Annotated in this window: 23 protein-coding genes; 15 read left to right on the top strand and 8 right to left on the bottom strand. The window is 56.6% G+C overall.

Features of this window, described 5'->3' with window-relative positions:
• The 6 genes from AB1L30_RS03500 to AB1L30_RS03525 all read right to left on the bottom strand — a co-directional run bounded on the left by AB1L30_RS03500 (position 1) and on the right by AB1L30_RS03525 (position 5,009).
• The gene (locus tag AB1L30_RS03500) at positions 1–1,185 is read right to left on the bottom strand and encodes a Gfo/Idh/MocA family oxidoreductase (RefSeq protein WP_367011990.1); all 1,185 of its coding nucleotides are present in this window, start codon (positions 1,183–1,185) and stop codon (positions 1–3) included.
• A gap of 46 nt (positions 1,186–1,231) precedes the next feature.
• A complete protein-coding gene (locus tag AB1L30_RS03505) occupies positions 1,232–2,566 on the bottom strand; it encodes a right-handed parallel beta-helix repeat-containing protein (protein ID WP_367011991.1) in 1,335 nt (444 codons plus the stop codon).
• Positions 2,567–2,679: 113 nt separating this feature from the next.
• The gene (locus tag AB1L30_RS03510; protein WP_367011992.1) at positions 2,680–3,096 is read right to left on the bottom strand and encodes a hypothetical protein; all 417 of its coding nucleotides are present in this window, start codon (positions 3,094–3,096) and stop codon (positions 2,680–2,682) included.
• Between the two features lie 135 nt (positions 3,097–3,231).
• Complete coding sequence (locus AB1L30_RS03515) at positions 3,232–3,420, bottom strand: hypothetical protein (protein WP_367011994.1); 189 nt, start codon at positions 3,418–3,420, stop codon at positions 3,232–3,234.
• A 138-nt stretch (positions 3,421–3,558) separates the two neighbouring features.
• Positions 3,559–4,008, bottom strand: coding sequence for a carboxypeptidase-like regulatory domain-containing protein (locus AB1L30_RS03520; RefSeq protein WP_367011995.1), 450 nt, complete (start codon positions 4,006–4,008; stop codon positions 3,559–3,561).
• Between the two features lie 2 nt (positions 4,009–4,010).
• Positions 4,011–5,009, bottom strand: a complete 999-nt coding sequence (locus AB1L30_RS03525; protein WP_367011996.1) for a DUF1559 domain-containing protein — start codon at positions 5,007–5,009, stop codon at positions 4,011–4,013.
• 205 nt (positions 5,010–5,214) lie between these two features.
• On the opposite strand from AB1L30_RS03525, the gene AB1L30_RS03530 reads away from it, so the two are divergent.
• Entirely contained in the window at positions 5,215–5,610 is a 396-nt protein-coding gene (locus AB1L30_RS03530) for a hypothetical protein (protein WP_367011998.1), read from the top strand.
• Positions 5,611–5,722: 112 nt separating this feature from the next.
• Complete coding sequence (locus AB1L30_RS03535; protein ID WP_367012075.1) at positions 5,723–7,417, top strand: ABC transporter permease subunit; 1,695 nt, start codon at positions 5,723–5,725, stop codon at positions 7,415–7,417.
• A gap of 93 nt (positions 7,418–7,510) precedes the next feature.
• Here the strand turns inward: AB1L30_RS03535 and AB1L30_RS03540 are convergent, their stop codons facing one another.
• Entirely contained in the window at positions 7,511–8,008 is a 498-nt protein-coding gene (locus tag AB1L30_RS03540; RefSeq protein WP_367011999.1) for a hypothetical protein, read from the bottom strand.
• Between the two features lie 393 nt (positions 8,009–8,401).
• On the opposite strand from AB1L30_RS03540, the gene AB1L30_RS03545 reads away from it, so the two are divergent.
• The 4 genes from AB1L30_RS03545 to AB1L30_RS03560 all read left to right on the top strand — a co-directional run bounded on the left by AB1L30_RS03545 (position 8,402) and on the right by AB1L30_RS03560 (position 13,278).
• Positions 8,402–10,045, top strand: a complete 1,644-nt coding sequence (locus tag AB1L30_RS03545) for an efflux transporter outer membrane subunit (RefSeq protein WP_367012001.1) — start codon at positions 8,402–8,404, stop codon at positions 10,043–10,045.
• 208 nt (positions 10,046–10,253) lie between these two features.
• Complete coding sequence (locus AB1L30_RS03550; protein WP_367012002.1) at positions 10,254–11,216, top strand: aspartate carbamoyltransferase catalytic subunit; 963 nt, start codon at positions 10,254–10,256, stop codon at positions 11,214–11,216.
• 16 nt (positions 11,217–11,232) lie between these two features.
• On the top strand, positions 11,233–12,516 hold the full coding sequence (locus AB1L30_RS03555; RefSeq protein ID WP_367012003.1) for a dihydroorotase: 1,284 nt from the start codon (positions 11,233–11,235) through the stop codon (positions 12,514–12,516).
• A 57-nt stretch (positions 12,517–12,573) separates the two neighbouring features.
• Positions 12,574–13,278 (top strand): NYN domain-containing protein, encoded by a 705-nt coding sequence (locus tag AB1L30_RS03560; protein ID WP_367012004.1) that lies wholly within the window; start codon positions 12,574–12,576, stop codon positions 13,276–13,278.
• Positions 13,279–13,372: 94 nt separating this feature from the next.
• On the opposite strand, the gene purD is transcribed toward AB1L30_RS03560, so the two are convergent.
• Positions 13,373–14,668 (bottom strand): phosphoribosylamine--glycine ligase, encoded by a 1,296-nt coding sequence (gene purD / locus AB1L30_RS03565; RefSeq protein ID WP_367012006.1) that lies wholly within the window; start codon positions 14,666–14,668, stop codon positions 13,373–13,375.
• Positions 14,669–15,212: 544 nt separating this feature from the next.
• Here purD and AB1L30_RS03570 point away from each other — a divergent pair.
• From AB1L30_RS03570 to AB1L30_RS03610, 9 genes are all read left to right on the top strand, one after another.
• On the top strand, positions 15,213–15,992 hold the full coding sequence (locus AB1L30_RS03570; protein ID WP_367012008.1) for a hypothetical protein: 780 nt from the start codon (positions 15,213–15,215) through the stop codon (positions 15,990–15,992).
• 28 nt (positions 15,993–16,020) lie between these two features.
• Positions 16,021–16,809, top strand: a complete 789-nt coding sequence (locus tag AB1L30_RS03575) for a hypothetical protein (RefSeq protein ID WP_367012009.1) — start codon at positions 16,021–16,023, stop codon at positions 16,807–16,809.
• 174 nt (positions 16,810–16,983) lie between these two features.
• A complete protein-coding gene (locus AB1L30_RS03580) occupies positions 16,984–18,282 on the top strand; it encodes a cytochrome c (protein WP_367012010.1) in 1,299 nt (432 codons plus the stop codon).
• A 129-nt stretch (positions 18,283–18,411) separates the two neighbouring features.
• On the top strand, positions 18,412–19,164 hold the full coding sequence (gene coxB / locus AB1L30_RS03585; protein WP_367012011.1) for a cytochrome c oxidase subunit II: 753 nt from the start codon (positions 18,412–18,414) through the stop codon (positions 19,162–19,164).
• Positions 19,165–19,170: 6 nt separating this feature from the next.
• Positions 19,171–20,973: a cbb3-type cytochrome c oxidase subunit I gene (locus tag AB1L30_RS03590; RefSeq protein ID WP_367012012.1), complete on the top strand. Its 1,803-nt coding sequence runs from the start codon at positions 19,171–19,173 to the stop codon at positions 20,971–20,973.
• Between the two features lie 5 nt (positions 20,974–20,978).
• The gene (locus AB1L30_RS03595; protein ID WP_367012013.1) at positions 20,979–22,001 is read left to right on the top strand and encodes a COX15/CtaA family protein; all 1,023 of its coding nucleotides are present in this window, start codon (positions 20,979–20,981) and stop codon (positions 21,999–22,001) included.
• Entirely contained in the window at positions 21,998–22,909 is a 912-nt protein-coding gene (cyoE, locus tag AB1L30_RS03600; RefSeq protein WP_367012015.1) for a heme o synthase, read from the top strand. The genes AB1L30_RS03595 and cyoE overlap by 4 nt, the downstream gene beginning before the upstream one ends.
• A gap of 35 nt (positions 22,910–22,944) precedes the next feature.
• Complete coding sequence (locus tag AB1L30_RS03605) at positions 22,945–24,159, top strand: cytochrome c oxidase subunit 3 (protein WP_367012016.1); 1,215 nt, start codon at positions 22,945–22,947, stop codon at positions 24,157–24,159.
• An 11-nt stretch (positions 24,160–24,170) separates the two neighbouring features.
• Positions 24,171–24,602: a cytochrome C oxidase subunit IV family protein gene (locus AB1L30_RS03610; RefSeq protein WP_345087140.1), complete on the top strand. Its 432-nt coding sequence runs from the start codon at positions 24,171–24,173 to the stop codon at positions 24,600–24,602.
• The last annotated feature ends 8 nt before the right edge of the window (positions 24,603–24,610 follow it).

A 24,610-nucleotide genomic window follows, 5' to 3' on the forward strand; every position in this document is an offset into this window, starting at 1 on the left:
TTACGAAAGCTCGGCCAACGCGTTGCCGCGATTCTTCAGCGGCAGCGCGACTCGCTGACCATTCTGGCAGTGCGAAGCGAAGACGCCGCAAATCATCTCGATTGTCGTGGCTCCTTCGTGGATATCGCAAATCGGAGCCCGGTCTTCGTCGATCGCTGCGATCAAATCGATCCCTGCCCGAACGTGGTTGTGAACCGATTGAATCAGCTTCGGATCGGTTTCAGGCTTGTTGACTCCGGCTGAAGTGATCGGCCACCACTTGCGTGGTGGCAAGGCTGGATCGAACGGATTGCCAGGAGTAAAGTGCGCGGCTGGGTCACGATCGATGTGCCAGGTCACAACACCTTGGCTGCCAATGATCTGGAAACAATAGCCATTCCCTTTGGTGCCATCGTTGGCAACCGAATCGTAATAAGCGGTCACGCCATTGCCCATTAAATACTGGGCATGCAGTTCATTCGCGGCGAGCGGGCCAAGCCCTTCGGCTCCATTCTTCACGTCGCCGGACGTGACCGGCTTGCCATCCTGCAGCATGATTGCCGAGCAGCTTTGAGGCTGACCGCCGAAATAGGCGAACAGATTCACGACGTGGGAACCGAGCACCCACAAGTCTTCGCCACCACCTCGGCGGTCCCCTTTTCCTTTGCCTCGAAGTTCGAGCACTTTGCCCATCTCGCCTGATGCGATCAAGGCATCGATGTGAGCGAGGGCTGGGTGATATCGATTGCGATGAGCGATCGCCACCTTCGTGCCATGTTTCTCGGCAGCGGCAATCAAACGATCGGCCTCGGCAGGCGTGCGGACGAAGGGCTTCTCGCAGTAAATACCGCGGGCACCTGATTCGATGGCGGCCAGAACCATATCGTGGTGCTGATCGGCGTGACGAGGCCCCACGGCGACAATCTCTGGCTTGGTGGTCTTCAGCATCTCGTGATAGTCCGAGAAGCTTTGCTTCAAGCCAAGTCGCTGAGTCGCCGAGGCCAGGCCTTTCGGGTTGGCATCGGCAACCGCTACCACCTCGGTACCTTCGATCTTGTCCCACATCGTGTCGAGGCCATGCCCGTAGTTGCCGCGACCAGTATTGCCAATCACGGCAACGCGCCGCTTCGGTTGGTCTTGGGCCATTGCCAACGTCGGAGCCAACAAGGCAGCGGAGGAAGCAGCGAGAAAGGTGCGGCGTTTCATGGGCGAGGTGTGGGGCTGCAGGAGAACGAAGGAAGGGAAGAGTAGGTTAGTCGGCGGCTGATTCGAAGGCACCCAGGTCTGGAGCCTTGCCCTGATAGGGAAGTTCAACCGGGACGCCGCGATCGATCAGTTGGCTTTCTGGCGACAAGTGCAGAAAGCGAATCGCAGGCAAACTGCCATCAGCCTGGCGAGGCGATGTCAGGTGCTGATCTTCCTTCAGGTCGAGGAAGTCGGATGGGCGGATCTCAAGATTCAAGTCGAACGAATTTGCTTCCAGCTCGCACTTGCTTTCATCGATATTGATCAGGTCACGTCGACTGCCGTATGAAAGATTGTTCTTCAGCACATGGCCGTAACCGTCGACGTCGTCGGTGTTGTTGGCCAGGCGGCACAGCATGTTGAAGTTGGTGCCGTTGCGATAGGCGGTGTTGTTCAGCCAGACGCCGCCGCCTGGGTGATGATTGGCATAGAAGCCGCTTGCCTTGTTGCGGACGGCCATGCAGTTCTGCACGACATGCACAGGGATTTGTCGCGGGAGGCGATGGGCAGGCAAGGTTCCGTACCCGCCTGCTTTAAAGCCATTGCCATCGGCCAGGCTCTTGAACTCCGGCGAATAGCCATTCCAAAACGCCCAGCAGTTTTCAAAGCGAACCGCTTCCGACGCGGTGATGCAATCGAAGCCGTCGTCGCTGTTTAGCCAGGCACGGCACCCACGAAAGACGTTGCCAGTCGATCCTGGTGTGGGATGGCAACCGAACCCATCAACGTTGCCGCCACGGCCTCCCTGGGAAACGGGATCGTGGTTGCGATAGGCATCGCAGTTGAGGAATAGGTTATCGCTCCCGCGAACCGAGTAGATGCCGATCGCATGGCCATCGTGCATGCTGAGTCGTTCGAAGATGTTGTGGCTGCCATTGTTGGCAAAGCAGATCGATTGGGTGTGCCCGGTCATGGTGACCTGGACGCCGATCACTTCGATCCCACGCAAATGAATCCACGAACCGTCGACCGAGAACGCATGGACGCGACGTCCTTCCGGTTTCACGTCGGTGAAATCGAAGATCGGTTGTTCCTGCTGGTAGGCGAAGTAGCGAATCGGTTTGTCTTCTTCGCCACTCTTTCGCAAATGAATCACGTGCGCCCAGATGCGACGCTGCGAATCGATTTCATCGGGTTGAATGCGATAGGTGCCGCCACGAATCCATACTGTATCGCCAGGAGCGACAAACGTCTGCGCGTTTTGAATGGACGCGAAGGGGGCATCTGGTGTGCCGGGGTTCGCATCGTCTCCATCAGGAGCAACGAAGTACTCAGCGGCAGAAATCGGACCGGCAGCGGCCAGCAGCAGTGCCGTCAACAGAAGGGTTCGGCAAGCGATCATACAGGTTTGTGGGGGAGGGGAGGGGGTACGTTCGGTCATCGAACGCAGGCAGGGGGCAAAGGTGTGTCTTTGGAGTCTAACACGCCGCCTGGACCAACGCCACAAACCAGGGTTTATTCCAGCTCTTCCAGTTCCGCCAAACGCTTGCGAAGACGGGCCTTTTCATCCTCGACCGAAACGGGAGCGGACGACTGGGGAGGATCGTTTCGTACTTCATTCTGGGATTTAGATGGCCGACTGACGATCCGGTCTTCTGTGAAATAGACACCACTAAGCATCGACGTTTTGATGTACCCTTCGTGGATGCAGCCCTCTTTATCGCGGTATTTGACCTGGTAGATTCGCGAGTCTTTCTCGCCGAAAAAGCCAGGGCCAAAGGGTGCCCACTGCAGCGAGATAATCTTGCCACCTCGCCGCGTGACATATTCTCGAACCCGGGAATGATCGAGCCCGCCGGCTCCCAGGCGAATGATCAGAGAAATGAATACGAGCACGGCGATAACGGCAATGACTTCGCCAGGTCCGTTCATGGTGAGCTTCCGAAGTGCGACTTCGGGCCTATTTAGGTGGAAGTTGGGGTGAATGTCTTAGGCTATTCGTCCCCTGACTATCGATCTTGGAATTTAGATCCCTCGATTAAAGGGGAGGCTAATCACCACTGGCAACTATAAATCACCCTTGTTGCGGCCGTTCTCGTCATAGCGGACGAAGGCGAAGTACAGAAACATCACCACGAAGATAGGGATCAGAAACAGAAAGAACGGCGTCACCAGGTACGCAACGACGATGATCGCCGCTAGAAAAATAAACCACAACCACCATGTGTCGCGCCACAAGCCGCGGAGAGGGCCCATCGAGCATTCCTTCCAAGATCCAACGTTGTTTCACCTTTTGAGCTGGGCAGAAGGCCGCCGCTCGCAAGGTGATTCTACGAGATCGCTTCCAGCAAGACACCACGGGAGGTGGGATACTGGACGAAGGAGAGAATGCCGCTACGGCATCAGGTTATAGCTGAACACATTCGAGCGACCCGCCGCGACGACCGCACGAAGCTGCGACGTTTGATAGTCGCCGTACTGATCCGGCAGAAGACTGGTGGTGCTGGTCTGCGGTGGAATCGCAGGGTCTTCGCTGTCTCGAACGATCTTGTGCTCTGACTTTTTGATCGAAACCTGATAGTGGCCTTCCGGGGCACCGTCATCTGGTTCGTAGGTCGTCAGTGAATAGTGCCCGGTCGCGTCGGTCTTGCCATATGCGGTGATTTTCAGCTTCTCGCTGAAGAACATCACTGTGGCACCTTCGACGGGAAGTCCTGCCTGCGTGATGACCCCGGTCACCGGGTGCGTGGCATTGCGACCGGGAAGCAGCCCAGTCTGGTCGACACGGCAGCCCACCAGCAAAGAGGCTGCGAGCAAAGTCGTGGCGATAAAGATCCGATTCATCGTCATTCGCTTCCAGGCGTATATTCTGCGCCACTCTTACTGCCCATCGATCCCCAGACCCCGTACGGGCTGGTGCCGGTTGCGACCGAGGTTGCCCCTTGGTTGCCGGCATCGATCGTTTCGGTAATGAAACGGACCGAACCATCGGCGAAGGTTGCCATGACGCCGCCAGGATGGGCGCTTGAGGCGGTGTAGAAACCATCCTGGGCATCATGACTGGCGTAAGCACATTGCGGACTGTTCGGTGGCAGACAGGTATTCATGGCCGAGTAAGCCGAACCGCCGTCAGTCCAACGATTGCCTGGGGCATCGTGCGAAAACGCATAGCCGCTGGACGAATCAAACGTCAGGGCACATTCGGCCGGCGTGGCAGGGTCGCTGCCGTAGTTCACGTTCGCTCGGTCACGTGAGTGGCTCGGGAAAAGGTGCTCGGAGAAAGCGAGCGTCGTGCTGGTACCATCGGTGATGCTGTCGATCGTCGTGTGCTTAACCAGACCGAAGATCCCGCGTGGATCGAGCGATTCGGTATCGACTGAGTCGCCAGCACAAAAGGTATAGTTCGAGTTGGCAATGGTATCGGCCGCGAAGTGCTCGTTGCTGGAAGGGCAAAGCAGCAGTTCGATTGGCGTTTGCCATGGCTTCCATTCCTCCCAGGGAACCCGAGCCAGACCGATTGCTTTGATCTCGTTGGCCAGGGCATGTTTACCCATGTACGGCAACAAGCTGACGAAACCGCTTTGTCGCTGATAAGGGGCCATCGGGCCACCATTGTGTTGGTGCTGCCCCAGTCCGCCTTCCCGATAGGGGAAGGCAAGGAACGTGTCGTGATAATTGTGCAGCGCGATCGCCAACTGCTTCATGTTGTTGGTGCACTGCATCCGGCGCGAGGTTTCTCGAGCTTGCTGGACGACCGGCATCAGCAGGCCAACCAACACACAGACAACGGCGAAGACGACTAGAAGTTCGACCAGAGAGAAACCACCTCGTGTGGAACGATGCATGGTGAACTTGTGCTCCAGGCTGATCTAGTAGAAATGGCGGACAAAATCAAAAACGAACTTCCGTACTACTACTACTCAAACAGCGTTCCAAACCGACAAGTGGTTTCCGATAGACCGTGTCGGGCCTCCGAACGAAGCGTCGAATCGCACCGCAATTACGCTTTGTTTTCCGTAATTCCCAACTCAAGGTACGTTGATTCCCCTAATGATTAATGCGCAACTTTGCCGCATAAAACGTTTTCTTTCTCTCAATTTCGTTATCACTGCCCCGTTGGAAGGGGGTGTGCCGACTACTTGGGCGGCTGCAGAGGGGATTGCCCATTCACTAAGCTTCCTCGCGATATGGTCTGGTGTGAAGATCGAGCCGATTAGGCAATCCAGGCAACCCGATCGCGGGAGAAGCGATCTCGGCCGCGACGAAAACATCCTCAATGGCAAGGGAAAAGCACAAGTCTTTGTCGCAACGTTTTCCGCAGCAGAGACAGTCATCGATTCGAGCACGAATCGAAGTTCCTTGCACGGCAAACCAGACCGTGATCTTGGCGACTCGGATGCCAAGTCGCCGAGTAATATTTACCGTGAGCCAAGAGGGCGGCCCTGACGGTTGAGAATCTTAGCCGGAGGGTAGCGTTTAATTCCGCCAGAGGGGTAGAATGGGCAAACCTCGTCATCGAACCAAGAGCCTCTCGCTGCCTGCTAAGGTTTCGCTTCTTATGTATTTGCTCGAGAATCCAGTCCTGCAGCGCGAGTTGCTGGTGAATCTGCGGACGATTCGTGCGTTTCTTCTGCTCTTGGCGTATCAGATACTTCTCGCGGCGATCGTCTACTTTGCCTGGCCGCAAGTCGAACGCCTCGACCTCTCTTCCGATCAGGAAGCTGCCCGGCGTTTGTTCGATTTGTTCTTCCTGGGGCAGTTCGTGTTGGCCTCGTTGATGGCCCCAAGCTTTGCTTCCGGGACACTAACCGGCGAGAAAGAACGGAAAACGTACGAGATGCTGCTGGCCAGTCCGCTCAAGCCTGGGGCGATTGTCATTGGTAAGCTGTTCGCTTCGCTCGCTCACCTGGCGCTGCTGATTTTCACGTCGTTACCGATCGTGATGTTATGCCTGCCGCTGGGTGGTGTTTCGCTGTACGAGTTGCTCGCTGCCTACGCGATTTTGATGGTGGCTGTGGCGACGTTTGGCATGATCAGCGTGGCGTGCAGTAGCTTCTTTCAACGAACCTCGGCGTCGCTGGTTGTTTCGTATCTGTTGATCTTGCCGATCGCTTTGGCCGGTGCATTCATCTGGCAGATGCTCGGCGAAAACGGCGGTCTGCGCTTGTTAGTGTTGTTGGTCACGGTGCCACCGTTGGCTGGTGCGACGATCGTCCTGTTGTCCCTATACACCGCGCGGACGCTGCTTTATCCGAATGACGTCGGCAGCGAAGGGAAGGATGTCGTCGACCTCGAGAAAGAGGCGCGCGAAGCGGTTGGTCTGGTGATCCAGCGGGATCAGTTTCCGGATCGTTTGTTCGCTCCGCCGAAGCGAACGCAGCTTCTAGAAGACCACCGGAACCCGGTTTACGACAAAGAGATCCATAGCGAAATCTTCGCCCAGGGAACCTTGATGCTGCGTCTGGTGATTCAGATCAGTATGTTCCTGGCGATTCCTTTGATGGCGGTCTGCCTTTACTTCAAGCCGCAGTACGCACCGTTCTATATGGCGTATGTGATTTTGTTCAACGTGCTGGTCGGGCCCGTTTTCTCAGCGGGAAGCATTACTTCGGAACGGGAACGCGAAACGCTCGACTTGCTGCTGACGACCGAGATCTCGCCCTGGATGATCTTGTCAGGCAAGCTGGTTGCCGGCTTCCGCGTTTCGAGCGTGTTGACTGGCTTTTTGCTGTGGCCGCTGCTGTTGGCCTGCGTGATGGTACCGTATTACTGGACCAATTGGCTTTCGGTGATCGCGTATTTATCGGTGATCCTGGTCACATGTATTACCACGTCGATGCTGGCCTTGTTTTGCTCGGTAATGTTCCGCAAGACGTCGCATAGCTTGATGTGCACTTACCTGGTGATCATCGCTTTGTTCTGCGGGACACTGGCGTTTGATTACTTCGCCCAACTGGCCTTCGCCCCGCCCGTGGACACCAGCGAAACCCAATACGCAATGGTCTCGTCCACAACGCGAACGGCAGAGCCTCGATTATCGGCGGTCGCTCAGGTCTCGCGCGACTTGACGGTCGTGAGCCCGTTTTCGGCCTTGTGGGACGTGCCACTGAAAGTCGATCTCGACGGTGCGAAAGACAACGACGGCGACTGGGCACGGTTCGGTGTTTATATGGCACTGGCGATCGGCATGAACTTCTTCATGTTCATCACCATGGTCTGGCTGTTCCGCACTCGTTGGCGAGTCGCTTACTAGGCCCGCCGGTTTTTCAATGTTCCCATAAAAAAAGCGTGCCATAGCTCTCGCGAACTACGGCACGCCGGGAAAGATTGAGTGGGTGCGTCGCTTCTAGAATGGCGACTTGTCGACTGGGGCCCGGCCCGAGGCCATCCGCAGCGGAGCCAAGATGCTGCCGAAGATATCGTCGACTGAGCTGGTCGAATCTTCAACGATCACAACACGGTCGCCAGCTTGAAGCTGGTAATCGTATTCATACGGGATCTGACCCGCGTGGTGATCGTACTGCGAAATCAGCTTCTGAGGCTGACCACCTTGATGCTGTGGGAATCGCGAAATGGCGATATGGAAACGCTTGTATTTGCTTTCGACACGCGATTGATCGACGGCGGCTTGCAGCGTTGGAGCCGCATGGAGCGGAATCTTCTGCGTTGAACGCGTGCCTTTCTCTGGCGATTGCATTTCGACCAGGATCATCGGCTGATTCGGTGGTGCTGGTGCCTGGGCCTGAGTGATGGCCGAATCGGATGTCGGCACCGTGCTGCAGCCGCTGCCCAACATGATGATGGCCAGCACGGGGAAGGTGAACAAAGGAAGTCGATAGTTCATCTTCACAATCCCTTGCGAAGTAGTTGTTGTCCGGGGGAGCGATCTCGTCGGCGCATTTTTTTATGCACGGTCTCAATACTCGGTATCGGCATTCTGGATTACGCGAGTTGAATCGAATTCAAAGAAAATTCGGATCAGGAAAGATAGGCAGGTGCATGCACGCTAGCCAGCCCAAAATCCGGCGCAGAACTAACCCTTGCGGTGGGCAAAATGAGGTTAACCGAAGTAACTCGTGCTATCGGCACTATCGTCAAGATTAACGATTGAGCGACCCGTACAGCCGGCAAACTTACTCTCCAACTCCAGACGATTATTCCACCGATAACGTTTGTGGCGGTCATCTCCTTGGGAGGTGGACTATCAAGGAATCAAAAGGTTAGCTTGCGAACGGTTATGCGAAAATCAAGATCTAAGAGCAAAGCTCCCGTTATTATTGGCAAGCTGGTGCTTGGTGCTGTCACCTCGGCGGCATTGGGACTCAGTGGTTGTTTGGTTGGCCCGGACAATATCGATCCGGGGGCGCCTTTCCGTTGCGAGTGGATTCAGCCGCTCCCACCGGGGGTAAGCCAGTCGCCGAACGACTCGGTCGCGTGGTGGACCAAGTTCGACGACCCGATTCTGACCAGCTTGATCGTCCGGACCGCGCAACAAAACCTCGAGTTAGGGCAAGCCGCCGAACGAATCGCCGAAGCCCGTGCTATTCGCGGTGTGGTTCGTGGCGGGCTGTTCCCCGACATTGACGGCACATCCAGCTACTCGCGACGCAAAACGTCCGGAAGTGGTAACAGCTTCGGTCTGGCAAACTTCAGTCCGCCTCCATTCAATTACTGGTCGGCTGGTTTCGATGCTTCGTGGGAAATCGATATCTTCGGTTCCGTGCGTCGCAGCATTCAGGCCGCCGATGCGGACATCGATGTTGCCATCGAAGACCACAACAACCTGCTGGTTTCGCTTCAGGGTGAAGTTGGTGCGAACTACATCCAGGTTCGTACCCTGCAGCGTCGTATTCAGTTCGTCGAACGCAACATCGAACTGCAACGACAGTCGTTGAAGATCACCGAAGATCGTCTGGCCGCTGGTACGATCAGCCAGCTCGACGTCGAACAGGCCAAATACAACTTGTACAGCACCGAAGCTGGTCTTCCGCTGCTGCGTCAAGAAATGGAACTGGCCTATCACCGACTGTCAGTGCTGATGGGCGAACCACCAACGGACCTGTCGACCGAGATCACGCCTCAGCAGCGATTCCCTTCGATTCCAGCCGATATCGACGTCGGTCTGCCAATCGAACTGATTCGTCAGCGTCCCGATATTCGTTCGGCAGAACGCCAACTGGCTGCTCAGGCCGCTCGTATTGGTGTCGCGGTTGCCGAACTTTACCCTCGCTTCACGATCACCGGTACGTTCACCGTCGACTCGACGAAGTTCAACCGTTGGTTCACCAGCGACAGTATCGCATATGCCTCGGGCCCTGCGATGCGATGGCGACTGCTGGACTTCGGTCGTGTTCGTAGCGACATCGAAGCCAACCGTGCTCGCTGGCGAGGGCTGGTCTTCGCTTACCAGAACTCGGTCGTTACCGCCGCGGCGGAAGTCGAAGATGCTTTGTCGCAATACCGCTACACGGTCCGCCGTGCTGCCAGCCTGCGTCAGGCCGCCTTGGCTGCTCGTTCGGCTGCGGTGATTTCGGAAGAGCAATACAAGGGTGGTATCATCCCGTTCCAAACCTTGCTGGACGCTCAGCGGCAACAAGCCGAGTTGGACGACCAGACGGCCAATGCGGAAGGGGATATCTACCTCTCGGTGGTCTCGCTCTACAAGGCACTCGGTGGTGGCTGGATCGATCCATTCGCGGTCGCTCCTGACCCAACCGCCGTTCCGCCAGGCGAGCCAATTGAACCGACTCCGGCGAACTTGAACCCAGCAGAACCAGATCCGGCCGATCCGACCGATCCTATCCAGAACCCACGGGCTCCACTGGATAACGATCTGATCCCGGCCGAAGCTCTACCGCTGCCTAAGCCAGGCGAAGAGTAAGCCGAAAACGACCAATTCCCCAGGCAACGCCACGGAGAGCTCGGTAACCATCACCGAGCTCTCCTTTTTTTGGGCCCCAGTCCACGCTGGCTTCCTTGGGGGGATTGCCTCCGATTTCGGCTTCCCCAGGTTGTGACTGAGGGCCATAGTCCGTAGAATTTGGCCCAATGTGAAACCGGCCCGATTCGCTTACTTTTTCTGGGATTCCATGGAGACGCCTGGTTTTCTCGAGCCCTTCAAGGGCCGCTGGACAAAGCGGCATCTGCTCGATTTGGAAAGTTTATCGTCGGACGAAATCACCCTTCTTCTCGACGTTGCTCAAGCGTTCAAAGAATCCACCAACAATTGCCGCACCAAGTTGTCGGTCCTGACGGGACGGACGAGCGTCAATTTATTCTTTGAAGACTCGACCCGGACTCGAACCAGTTTCTCGCTGGCTTCCCGTCGCCTGGGGGCCGATGTGATCGAGTTCTCCGCTTCCAGCAGCAGTCTCTCCAAAGGGGAAACGCTGCTCGATACGGCCAAGACCATCCAGTCGATGTGCATCGATACGCTTGTCTGTCGCCACAAGGCCCCGGGCACGCCGCAGATGCTGGCCGAGAACCTCGACTGCGGTGTGATCAACGCCGGCGACGGCCCGCACGAGCATCCGACGCAAGGTCTGCTCGACATTCTGACTATTCGTCAACATCGAGGCGACCTCGCCGGCAAAACGGTGGCCCTGGTGGGCGATATTGCCCATAGCCGAACCGCTCGGTCGAATATCTGGGGCCTGCAAAAGCTGGGGGCCCATGTGATCGTTTGTGGTCCTTCGACGCTCGTCTCGCGACGCTGGGAAGAGTTTGGCGTCGAGGTCTCGCATGATCTCGATTCGATCCTGGAACGCTGCGACGTGTTAAACCTGCTGCGAATCCAGTTCGAGCGGCAATACACTCGGCCATTCCCATCGGTTCGCGAATATGCCTTGTTGTATGCCATGGATCGCAAGCGAATGCAGCGGGCCAAGTCCGACATTTTGATCATGGCACCCGGACCTATTAACCGTGGTGTCGAGATCACGCCTGAAGTGGCCGACGGCGAGCACTCGGTCATTCTGCACCAGGTGAATAATGGTTTGGCGGTCCGCATGGCGGCGATGTGGCTCCTCAACGAAGGCCGGGCAACCACTTAAGCGGATGTTGGAAAAGATGCTTCGAACGCTAATTCAAAATGGTCGGGTTATCGACCCAAGCCAAAACATCGATCGCGTCACGAACCTGTTAATCGAGGAAGGTCGCATTGCCGCGATTGACGTCCCGGCAGATGGCAGTGCCCACGTGATCGACGCGACCGGCAAGCTGGTCGTCCCAGGACTGATCGATCTGCATGTCCAAATTCGCGAACCAGGTTTCGAGGAAGACGAAACGATCGAGTCTGCCGCCTATGCCGCACTGGCAGGAGGCTTCACTTCGATCGCCGCGATCTCTGAAACGAACCCGCCGGTCGATAGTGCCGCCGCAGTGACGTACCTCGGACGTCAGGCGTCGGAAGCGGATCACTGCAATGTGTATCCGGTGGCCTGCGTCAGCAGCGGACGTCATGGCGAAGAGATGGCCGAAATCGGCATTCTGCATAATGCCGGGGCGATTGCTTTTAGTGATGGTCAACGCCCAGTCTCGAATCCCGAGCTTCTGCGTCGTGCGTTGGAATACACCTTGATGTTCGGTCGCCCGGTCCTCAATCGGCCCGAGATGGTCGAGCTCTCGCGCGACGGTGTCATGCACGATGGTTCGATCAGCACGGTGTTGGGGCTCGCTCCGATGCCGGCTGAAGCAGAAGACGTGATGGCGGCGCGGGACATTCGTATCTGTGAAGCCACCGGCGGCAAGCTGCACCTATTGGCAATTTCGTGCAGCGGTACGGTCGAGATCTTACGCCGGGCCAAAGATCGTGGCGTGGGCGTTTCGGCCAGTATCTGTGCCTATCAGTTCGCCCTGACCGACGAAGCGATGCGAGGTTTCGACACCAGTTTGAAGCTGAATCCACCGCTTCGTTCGCAAGATCATATCGACGCGTGCATCGCCGGCTTGAACGATGGCACGATCGACGTGATTGCCAGTGGGCATGCTCCCCGTTCTTCGGAAAAGAAGATGTGTGCGATCACGGAAGCACCTTTCGGGATGGTTGGTCTCGAGACCGCGCTGGGTCTGGTTGGGACGCACCTGGTGAAGAGTGGCAAAGTCGATTGGCCGACCATCGTGCGAGCCATGTCGACCAACGCCGCGAAGGTGCTGGGTATCGAAAAGGGAACGCTTCAAGCAGGTGCCGATGCCGATGTAACGATCATCGACCCGGACCTGGCGTGGAAGGTCGATACGTCGGCCTATCGCTCGAAGAGCTTCAATTGTCCGTTCCAAGGCGTCACGCTCACAGGACGCGCGGTCGAAACGATCGTAGGCGGAATCACCAAGTTCCGATACGATGGAACGTAGTGCACTTCGCGGTGCTTTCCAGGGCCATTCCTTTGCAGCCGAGAAGCTTCCGCTGTCATGCCGCTCATTATCGACGGATACAATCTGCTTTTCGCCGCTGGGCTAGTAGGGTCTGTCGATGGAGAAGGTTCCTTTGAAGGGGAACGTAGGGCACTGCTCGACGCGCTGTTACGCGTGATCGATCCGAAGGAGCTGACCCAGACGGTCGTCGTCTTCGACTCGGCGAAAGCTCCGCCCGGCTTACCGCGAGTCTATAACCATCAGCAGATCACCGTGCGGTTTGCCAGCGGCTATACCGATGCGGATGAAATGATCGAAGAGTTGATTCGCGATCATCATGCCCCCAAGCGGCTAACGGTTGTTTCCAGCGATCATCGCGTGCAACGGGCAGCTCGCCGACGCCGAGCCACAGCGATCGATAGCGATAGCTGGTATCGCTTGATGCGGCAAACGCGGCAGCGGATTCGTCAGCAGGAAGCTCTCAAGCCGCCACCTCCCAAACAACCTTCCACCCCGGCGATTCCGGACTCGGAAGTGAATGAATGGCTAGAGTTCTTTGGCGATATTGATGTCGACGAGTTGGCTCCGAAAGATTCGCCTGCCAAGCGTAGTGCCCCTTCGCCGGTCGAAGATGCTCCGGCGAAGTCTGCCAAGCCAGGGCGCAAGAAGCTGCAGCCAAGCGAAACGAAAGAAGGGGCCCTGGGCGTGTTCGACGACGCCTATCTCAAGAAGATCGCTCAGGAATTCTTCGGTGATACCTGACACTCTGTTTAGTCGCGACGAACGCCTACGAAAAAAGGCAACGCGATTCATCACGTTGCCTTGATTCGATTTTATGCGATGCATCTGTTCTCGATTACGAGTGTCGCAGAGCCTTGTCCGAGATGTCTTTGCGGCACCAGGCACCATCCCAGCGGATGCATTTCACGGCGGTGTAGGCCTTCAGCTTGGCAGCCGAGATGGTATCGCCGATTGCCGTCACGCCGAGGACGCGGCCACCGTTGGTGACAATCTGGTCCCCCTCGAACTTCGTGCCGGCATGGAACACTTTGACATCTTCCAGCTTGGCTGCTTCTTCGAGGCCTCGGATTGGCTTCCCTTTTTCGTAGTTGCCTGGGTAGCCTTCCGAGGCCATCACCACGCAAACTGCCGGACGGGTATCCCATTCCGGAGAATCGATCGAATCGAGGCGACCTTCCGCACACGCTTCCAGAATGTCAGCCAGGTCCGACTTCAGTCGCATCAAGATCGGCTGGCATTCGGGATCGCCGAAACGAACGTTGTATTCCAGAACCTTCGGACCTTGGTTGGTCATCATCAGGCCAGCATATAGCACGCCTTGGAATGGGTTACGGGCCCGCTTCATGCCATGCACGGTCGGAACCAGAACCTTCTCTTCCAGCATCTGCATGACCTGCGGGGTCACCAGTGGCGTCGGTGAGTAGGCCCCCATGCCACCGGTGTTCGGTCCCTGATCGTCATCGTAGGCAGGCTTATGGTCTTGAGCTGGTGGCAGCGTCAGGATCGTTTTTCCGTCGGTGATCGCCAGCACGCTTGCTTCTTCGCCATCGAGACGTTCTTCGATGATGATCTGGGCGCCGGCATCGCCGAAGACCCGTTGGCGCCCGATCTGATCGATCGCTTCCAGGGCTTCATCGGCCGTATCGCAGACGGTCACACCCTTACCGGCAGCCAGGCCGTCCGCCTTGATCACCACATTGACGTCCTCCCCTTCATGGGGGAATCGGTCTTTGATGTAGCGGGCAGCCGCATCCGCTTCGCGGAAGACACGATAGTCGGCGGTCGGGACGTCGGCACTGCGGAGGGTTTGCTTGCAGAACGCCTTGCTTCCTTCGAGCTGGGCGGCGGCTTTGTTAGGACCGAAGATCTTCAGGCCTTGTTCGCGGAAGTAATCGACCGCGCCGGCAACCAGCGGAGCTTCCGGCCCGACCACCGTCAGCCCGACGTCGTTTCGCTTGGCAAACGCAACCAGGGCAGGGAAGTCGGTTTCAGGAATCGCAATGTTTTCGGCATCGATCTGGGTACCGGCGTTTCCTGGGGCAACGAAGACGTTGCGGACGCGGGAGCTTTGCGACAATTTCCAAGCCAGGGCGTGTTCGCGACCGCCAGAACCGAGGACCAATACGTTCATAAGACTGTTGCCACTTCTAGGGCGTTAAAACAATCGGAGGGAAGGATCACGCAGTGTACCAAAATTAAGAAACTCTGCTCACCACCTCGTCGAATTCGGACATCCTGGAAGAAATCCGACATCTCAACCGTTTTCCGGGGCAGGAATGACCAAAAAGTGACGGTATATGAAAGATCGTAATGCTTGTTTCCGCCGGATCCTCTGGTAAAACAGGCAAACTGCGAGGATATCCTACCTAATCACCGCTTTGCGGTTCCTGCCCCCATGTTGAGGTCGCCTGCGGATCTATCAGCTTTTGAGAACTTTTACAGCCATCTGAAACCATCTCCAAGGGGGTGGAACTAGAACTGTAAGAGGCGTAAAGTAGACGGATTGCGCTCCCCTCATTCGGGTGCGACATAAATCGCGGGCACGATCAGTACGGATGTTTATAATGTGATGTGACGTAAAGCGACTAAATTTCGCTCTATGTCCTTTGCTTTTCGCAGCCTGCCTTCGCTTCCCCCCACCTACTAAGAAAATCAAAGCAACTAAAGGAGTTCAAATGAAGTCATTGCAACTGGGATTGATGTTGTTGGCTGCCATCGGGCTGTCGGTCCAGGCTGCCGCCGCCCAAGAATGGGGAACGGTCACTGGCCGGTTCGTCGTTGATGGCAAAGTCGCTACCCTCCCTGCTGATGATGTCACGAAGGACGCTGGTTTCTGTGGCGCTAAACTTCCGAATCAAACGCTGGTCGTTGGTGAAGATGGTGGCCTGAAGAACGTTGCCGTTTGGCTCTACCTTGATCGCGGTCAAGACGCTCCAGCCGTTCACCCATCGTACGCCGAAGCTGCCAAGAAGCCTGTCGTTATCGACAACAAGGCTTGCTTGTACGAACCACACGTCTCGGCCGTCGTGGTTGGTCAGCCAGTCGAGTTCAAGAACTCGGACCCAATTCCCCATAACTTCAAGGTGGAAGGCTTCGCCAACGCTGGCATGAACAACCTGGTTCCTGTTGGTGGCGTTTACGAACACAAGTTCGACAGCGAAGAACGTTACCCAATGAACGCCAGCTGCTCGATCCACCCTTGGATGACCGCCAAGATCGTTGTTCGCGAACTGCCTTACATGGCTGTCAGCGCCGAAGACGGTACGTTCACCATCGAAAACCTGCCAGTCGGTAAGCACAAACTGCAGGTCTGGCACGAAATTCCTGGCACCGTCAAGGAAATGCAGGTCGGTGGCAAGAAGGTCAAAGACCGTAAGGGGCTGTTGGAAATCGAAGTCAAGGCTGGCCAGAACGATCTGGGCAACCTGGTGATTGACGCTGGCGACCTGAAATAACGCAGCCCTTTCGCGGGAGATTTCCCCGATGAAGACAGCGAGATTCAGTCTATTGGTCATGTTGGTCCTGAGCGTCTTCGCTCAGGGCCTGATGGCGGAAGAATGGGGAGACGTCCAAGGACGTTTCATCGTTCAAGGTAATCCAGGCCCGGCACCCGGGCTGGCAATTCCAGCGGCACTCGTTGGCTTTTGCGGCGGAGGTGCCATTGCGAATCCGGCCTTACGGATAGGCAACCAAGGCGAACTACAAGACGTCGCTTTGTGGTTGTACCTTGGGCGCAATGAAGAGGCCCCTAAGCCTCACCCGATGTATGAAAAGCTTCGGGCGAACAAAGTTGTGATTCGCAACGCTGGCTGTTTGTACGATCCGATCATGTCACTGGTCCGTCCAGGTCAGAAGATCGAGTTCGTCAATGCCGACCCGATCCCTCACAACTTTAAAGTCGAAGGATTCAAAAACGCCGGCATTAATTTTTTGCTGGCGGCAGGCAAGTCACAGGTAGAGACGTTCGCTGATGAGGAACGCTACCCGATGAGTGCCGGATGCAATATCCATCCCTGGATGGATGCATTTATCGTGATTCGCGAATCGCCTTACATGGCGGTCAGCGGAGAAGACGGAAAATTCAAAATCGAGAAGCTGCCAGTCGGGAAGCACACCTTCCAGGTCTGGCACGGCAATCCTGGCAGCCTGAAGCAGATGAAAATCGGCGGTGAGGTTGTCAAAGATAAGAAGGGGCTGATCGAAATTGACGTCAAGCCAGGCCTGAATGACCTGGGGGATATTGAAGTCGATTTCGCGTTGCTCCAGAAGTAACTTGCCAGGCAAACCATGCGGAGCGCGGCCCTCGATTGGGACCGCGCTCGTTTATTTGAATTTCGCCTGACGGTTGACCTAATGAACTAGGTGCAGCGGCGTCAGGTACCTTTCAACATTACATTTTTGTCAGCGAGACCGCCTCGATTCCCTGGCGGTGAACTGGAACTCACAATGCACATCAGCCAGGCCCCTGAGTTTGGCGGACGACACTGGGCGGGAGGCCTGGCGGTTACCGCACTGATCGGGGTTATCGTCGGATGCTCTTCCGAGCCAGCCAAGTTCGAGCCGAACCGGATCGCCATGCACAAGGCAGAGATCACGCTCGGCATCACGTTGGATCCCAAGTACCAGGTCGAGCCGATCGCGAAGATTCTGTCCGATTCGTTTGGTACCCCGGACGAACCGATCGTACCGGAAGTGGAAGACATCGATCAGGTTTTCGATCTCGAACATCTCAAGATGGCGGCTGGCCCTTACGGCAGTGAGGAAGATGGCACGCCACGTGGTTTGTATCGACAGCATTGTGTGCATTGCCATGGCATCACCGGCAATGGTCGCGGCCCGACGGCTGCCTTTCTGAACCCTTACCCGCGCGACTTCCGCATGGGTAAGTACAAGTGGAAGTCGACCAAGACCGGCACGCCTCCGACCCACGACGATCTGAAACGAGTGATCTCGGACGGCGTACCTGGCACCGCAATGCCTAGCTTCAAACTGCTGCCGGAAGAAGAAATCGAAGCCCTCACGCAATACGTGAAGTACCTGTCGCTGCGAGGGGAACTCGAACGCAATTTGCTGCTGGAGTTCTCGGACCTCGACTGCTCGGTGGTGAAGCCCGCCGACCAGCGAACCAAAGAAGAAAAAGAATACGTCGCCAGCTTGTCGCCGGAAGAAATCCAAGAGGAAACCGACGACCTCAACTCGGCGGTCGAAGAATTGACCGACCCGGAAGTGGTCAACGAGGACTTCCTCGCTCCGCTGGTCGAAGGCTGGGCCTACGCCTTTGAAGACGTCACCGAAGTGCCTGAAAAGCCTGAGTCGGAATTGAAAGAGTCGTTGGCCGTTGGTCGCGATCTGTTTTTCAACAAAGGTGGCTGTGCCACGTGCCACGGTCAGTCGGCACTGGGGGATGGGCAGACCGCCGAAAACTTCTACGACGACTGGACCGAAGAGTATTACGATCCGAAGGACCCCTCGCAGCTAGAAGGTTTTCTGGCTTTGGGAGCGTTGCCGCCACGCAAGCTTGACCCACGTAACTTGCGTCTGGGCAACTTCCGCGGTGGGCGTCGCCCGGTCGATGTTTACTGGCGAATTCGTAACGGCATCGAGGGTGCCAAGATGCCTGCCGCTCAGCAGTTGAGCGAAGAAGAAATCTGGCACGTTGTCGACTACGTTCGCAAAGGCTTGCCTTACGACAGCCTGAGCCAACCGCCGGAACACGAGCAGGAAAACGTCCGGGTCCGAAACTAGTACCGCATACCCGATTGGCATGGGGTGGCCTGGTCCGCCCGACATACGCGTCAGCCACGGCTGAAAGTAGGAGAGTCCCTGGTGGGAAGATTCTGGAGTCTTGTTTTTCTCAGCATCCCGATCCTGGGGGTGGCCATTTTTATATGGTCCGCCATGGGTTGGTATCCGCTGGAAGGTCATTGGTTTCCTGAACGCGTCGTCGCCAATTCGAGCATCGACCACCTGTTCTATGTCATCCTGGCACTGACGGGCATCGTGTTCGTGGGGACTGGCTTGTTGATGTTCTGGTTCCTGTGGAAGTACGACGGCAAGCATCACGAAGGCCCCGTCTTCTACTCGCATGGTAGCCACTACCTGGAAGTGCTGTGGTCGGTGATCCCGGCAATCCTGCTGCTGTTCCTGGCGATCTATCAAATGGATGCCTGGGCGGGGGCTCGTATGCGTCGCCCAATGCTCGAGAACGGTCAGCCGAAGCCGCCGATCGCTCGCGTGACCGGCCGTCAGTTTGAATGGAAGATCCAATACCCAGGTGCCGATCAGAAGCTCGATACGGCAGACGATATCTACCTGGTGAATGAATTGCACGTGCCTCGTGACGAAGAGATCGTCCTCGAGATCACCGCCGAAGACGTGCTGCACAGCTTCTTTTTGCCGAACTTCCGCGAGAAGCAGGACGTGGTCCCAGGCATGAAACAGTACGTCTGGTTCAAGCCGGTGAAGGATGGCAAGTTCGACATCGTGTGTGCCGAGCTTTGCGGCTGGGGGCACTACAAGATGAAGGGGCAAATCACCGTCGAGTCGCGTAGTGATTACGATGCCTGGCTGAAGAAAGCCTACGACGATCAAGAGTTGTCCGAGTTTACGCTGGCGGAGGCGGAGTAACACACCATGAGCAGCATCACCGCAGACGGACAAGCAACTCATTCGCACTCGTCGCACGAATTCGGCCTGGGCGAATTCATTTCGACCTACGTGTTCTCGCGCGACCACAAGGTGATCGGGATTCAGTTCCTGTTTTCCACCTTGCTTTGGTTCCTGATCGGCGGCCTTTTGGCGCTCGGCATCCGCTGGCAATTGGCGTGGCCTTGGAGCGACATGCCAGTGATCGGGCCGATGTTGTTCTCGGCCGAAGGTGGCCAGATCTCGCCAGAGTTCTACACGATGCTCTTCACCATGCATGCCACGGTGATGACCTTCCTCGTGATCATTCCGATCCTGGCTGGGGCGTTCGGTAATTACCTGATCCCGCTGATGATCGGTGCCGACGATATGGCCTTCCCGACGCTGAATATGCTCAGCTATTGGATTATGTGGCCTGCCTTTTTCTTCTTCGGGGCGAGCTTCTTTGTCGCCGGAAATGGGGCATCGAGCGGTTGGACCAGCTATCCGCCGTTATCCACCATGACCGAGTCCGCACCCGGTAGTGGCCCTGCGCAGACGATGTGGCTGCTGGGGCTTACCTGCGTCGGGATCAGCTCGATGATGGGCTCGGTCAACTACATGACCACCATCATTCAAATGCGTGCTCCTGGTATGACGATGATGCGTCTGCCGATGACGATCTGGGGGATGTTCATTACCGCCTTGCTGCAAGCGTTCGCCCTGCCAGTGCTGACCGCGGCTGGTTTCATGCAGCTGATGGATCGAACGGTCGGAACCGGCTTCTTTGCTCCCGAAGGCCTGGTCGTGAATAACTCGGCGATGGCTGCCGGTGGTGGCCAGCCGCTGTTGTGGCAGCACTTGTTCTGGTTCTATTCGCACCCGGCGGTGTACATCATGATTCTGCCGGCGATGGGCATGGTCTCAGAGATTCTATGCTGCTTCGCTCGTAAGCCTTTGTTCGGTTACAAGCCGATGATCTATGCCATCTGCGGTATCGCCGGTCTCGGCTTTATCGTGTGGGGTCACCATATGTTCGTCTCGGGCATGAACCCAGGTCTCGGCATGACGTTCATGGTCGCCACGATGATGATTGCCTTGCCAAGTGCCGTGAAGACATTCAACTGGCTTGGTACGATCTACGGCGGCAAGATTCAATTCACCACGCCGATGCTGTTTGCACTGGCGTTCGTGTCGATGTTTGTGCTGGGTGGTCTATCGGGCATCTTCATGGCGGCCACCCCGGTCGACGTGTTCATTCACGACACCTACTTCATCGTGGCTCACTTCCACTACGTGCTGTTTGGCGGCACGGCAATGGCAGTGTTCGGAGCAATCTATTTTTGGTTCCCTAAGATGTTCGGCCGCATGATGAACGAACCGCTGGGCAAGTTGCACTTCCTGCTCACGTTCATCTTCCTCAACGGCACGTTCTTCACGATGCATATCCTCGGGGCGGCTGGCTTCCCGCGTCGTCTGGCCGATCCGTATCACTACGAAACATTCCGTCCACTGCTGCCGATGAACCAGTTCATGACGATCTGTGCGATCTTGATGGTTGCTTCGCAGATCTTCTTCATCCTGAACTTCTTTTACAGCATTTTCTTCGGACCGAAGGCTGGCCGTAATCCTTGGCGAGCCAATGGTCTCGAGTGGCAGGCACCAAGCCCTCCGGGACATGGTAACTTCGACTTCCAGCCGATTGTTTACCGTGGTCCTTACGAGTACGGAACCCCGGGTGCCTCGGATGACTTCTGTCCACAAACGCAGCCTCCTCAAGAAGGCGAAGCGGGAACGACGGGGGCACACTAAGGCTCATGGCGAATCCATCGCAACTCGAATCTCCCTGGCCACATCGACTGGCATTGCTGCTGGTGTGCGCGACCTTTCCGCTGATCTGGATCGGCGGCTTGGTGACCACCACCAAAAGCGGCATGGCGGTGCCTGATTGGCCGTCGACTTATGGATACAACATGTTTTTGTATCCGTGGCAGACCTGGGTGTTCGGACCGTACGATTTGTTCCTCGAGCATGGCCATCGCCTCTTGGCTTCGACCGTCGGTTTGTTGTGCATCGCTTTCCTGGTGCTGGCAATCTGGCGAAGAGATCGCTCGCTGATCCTGCTAGGGATCGTTGCCTTGGTGCTGGTCCTCAGCCAAGGTGTGCTGGGTGGGCTCCGCGTGGTTTGGGATAAGACCACCATTGCCCGCGTGCATGGCTGCGTGGGGCCCTTGTTCTTTGGCTTTCTGGTTTACCTGGAATGCTTCACCTCGAAGCGTTTCCAAGCGATGAAGCCCGTCGGCGGTTCGCGAAGTGCAATTTACTGGCAGCTTTCGATCGGCTTCGTTGCGGTCGCGTTTTTGCAGATTGTGTTGGGATCACTGATTCGGCATGTGTCGGCCGGTATGACGCATGGTTCGTTCCGCGCCTCGTTGATCTTCCACGTGATCACGGCTTTTCTGGTCGCGGTCAGCGCGATCACCCTTTGCTGGGTTGCCTGGCGTGACGCGGAAGCCAATCGGCGAATTCGCTTTGTGGCGACGTTTTCGGCACTGCTGATCGTCGCTCAGATCATGCTGGGCATCGCCGCTTATACGGTGAAATATGGCTGGCCGACATTCTTGCCGGGCGGAAGTCTTTTCGCCAACTTTGTCATTCAGTGGGAAAGTGGTTTGCAATTGATCATCGTGACGGGCCACGTCGCGGTTGGATCGTTAATCCTGGCGTCCAGCGTTATGTTGCTGGCCTATTGCACACGGTGTTATCCGATGGCTTTCAGCCGAACTAATTCGTCGCCTGCCAACGTCGCAGGCTCTTCCAGCACGGAGGCCATGGCATGAGCAGCGGTCCTGCCACTTTGACCCAGCGCAAGTCGCCGGTACGTCAACAACTCAGCGATTACCTTGAGCTGACCAAGCCGAAGATTGCCGTGCTGCTGTTGGTCTGTGTGACCATCGCCGCATTCTGTGCGAGCAATGGCCAGCCTGACATTCTGCGGTTGATCCATGTGATTGTCGGCACCGCGTTGGTCGCCGCCAGTAGCTGCGTGTGGAACCAGTGTCTGGAAGTTCACGCCGATCGTCAGATGAATCGCACCGCCCAACGGCCGATTCCGAGTGGTCGGTTGTCACGTTATTCGAGCGCGATGTTCGGAACCTTTTTGGGTTCGGTTGGCGTATCGTATCTGCTGGCCACGGTCGGCTTGATGCCTGCCTTGATTGGTGCGTTGACCTGGCTCCTGTATGTCTGCATCTACACGCCGATGAAGCAGATGACACCCTGGAACACCACCATCGGCGCGATTGCCGGTGCGTTGCCGATGTTCATGGGCTGGTTGGCCGTCAATCCAGTGCTCGATATCCGAGCGGTGGCGTTGTTCGCCATTCTATTCTTCTGGCAGTTCCCGCACTTCATGGCGATCGCCTGGCTCTATCGTGAAGACTATGCCCAAGGAGGCATGCAGATGTGGTCGGTCGTCGATCGAACCGGAACGAAGGCTGGCATTCAAGCGGTCTCCGGTGCGATGGCCTTGCTGCTGGTGAGCGTCGTGCCGGGCGTCGGTCAGATTGCGATGGGCAACGTGCTTTACATGCTGCTTTCGCTGCTGGGCGGAATGTTCATGCTGCTGGCTTCGTGGCGATTCTTTGTGATTCGCGACGAGAAGTCAGCACGGCGACTGTTGTTCGCTTCGCTGATCTATCTGCCGATCCAATTGACGCTGCTGGTCCTGCTGCCAGCCCACGTTTAACGTACAAGATTCTCGAAACCAAGAACTGACATCGCATGTCTGACTCCCATCACGAACATGACGGCCACATCAAGTTGGAGTACCATCCGGCGCTGCCATTGCCGCTGGGTAAGCTTTGCTTGTGGTTGTTCCTGTCGACCGAAATCATGTTCTTCGCCGGCCTGATCGGGGCCTACGTGGTGCTGCGATTTGGTGCACCAACAGGGACGTGGCCGGCTCCGCACGATGTCTACCTCAGCGAACCGCTGGGTGCTTTGAATACCTTCGTGCTGATCTGCAGCAGCCTGGCGATTGTGCTGTGTCTGGAAGCGGCCCGAAAGAATCAAGCCGACAGCGCTAAGAAGTGGCTGATCGTGACGTTCACGTTGGGTTGTGTTTTCCTGGGGGTGAAAGCCTTCGAGTATCAGCAGAAGTTTGCCCACGGCATCTTCCCCACCAAAGAGCATCGTCGTCTCTACGATCAGCCCGACGTCTATTACGTCTCGGCGGTAAAGGTTCGCCTGGAAGAATTGAAGTCGGGACTGACCGACGAGCAGAAGGAAGAAGAAGTCGGCCATGGCATGACCCGCGGGCAATTCATCGACGTGATGATGACCGGCGGCGCTCAGCATGCGGCCCGCGCGGCCACGCAGACCGACAACCCACTGGAAGCCCAGGCCATTCTCGATTCTTTGGCCTATGCCGTCTGGCATCATGCTCCGTCTGAATATCAAGTGACGCGACTTCGCAACGAACAGAAGTCGATCGAAGCTCCATTGGCCAAGTTGGAAGAGACGCTCAAGTCGCTCGACACAAAGAAGACCGACATCAACGGCAAGCTTACCAACCCAGGCGAAGGGGACGACAAGCTGACCGACGAGCAGATGACCGAGCTGCGCGTCGAACTGGGAACCTTGATGCAGGATGTCGCCAAGACCGAAGTCGACGCCAAGCCACTTCGCGAACGGAAGGCGTTCCTGGATGTCGTTCTGGCCGATGATGCCCATCTGCTGAACCATGGGATCAGCCACGAAATGGATTGGATGAAGCTGCCGTTCGTCATTCCCAGCGGCAACATGTGGGCCAGCACCTACTTCCTGCTGACCGGCTTCCATGCCATTCACGTAATCGTTGGATTGATCATCTTCGCCATCGTGCTGTTTGGCACGCTCGATGCGACAAAAGCCAACTACCTGGAGAACGCCGGGCTGTATTGGCACTTTGTCGACCTAGTGTGGATTTTCCTGTTCCCGATGCTGTACCTGTTTTAAAGATTGAAGCCGTGAGCGATTCACACTCCCATCCGCCGACGCACGATCAGCATCTGCACAATGACGAAACCTTGCACGCCACCTCAGGCAATACCAAGTACTGGATTGTCTTTGTGGCCTTGTGCTTGCTCACGATGTGCTCGTTTCTGACTTACTTCGATTGGTGGCGAACCAGCATTCCTCCGCACGTCAGCATGGCCTTCATGATGGCTGTTTCGTGCGGCAAGGCGCTTCTTGTGATGTTGTTCTTTATGCATCTTTTGTGGGAAGCCAATTGGAAATGGGTGCTGACGGTACCGGCCAGCATGATGGCCGTGTTTTTGGCCTGCATGTTGATTCCGGACATCGGTCTCCGTACCGACTATTACTCGCAAGCCCGCTGGCTGCATGCCCCGGTTCCGCACGTCGAAGCGGATCAAGCCGTGGACTCGGCTGCTCACTAAGTTGAACT

Origin of the sequence: Bremerella sp. JC817 (genome assembly GCF_040718835.1) — a bacterium.
Taxonomy (GTDB): Bacteria; Planctomycetota; Planctomycetia; order Pirellulales; family Pirellulaceae; genus Bremerella.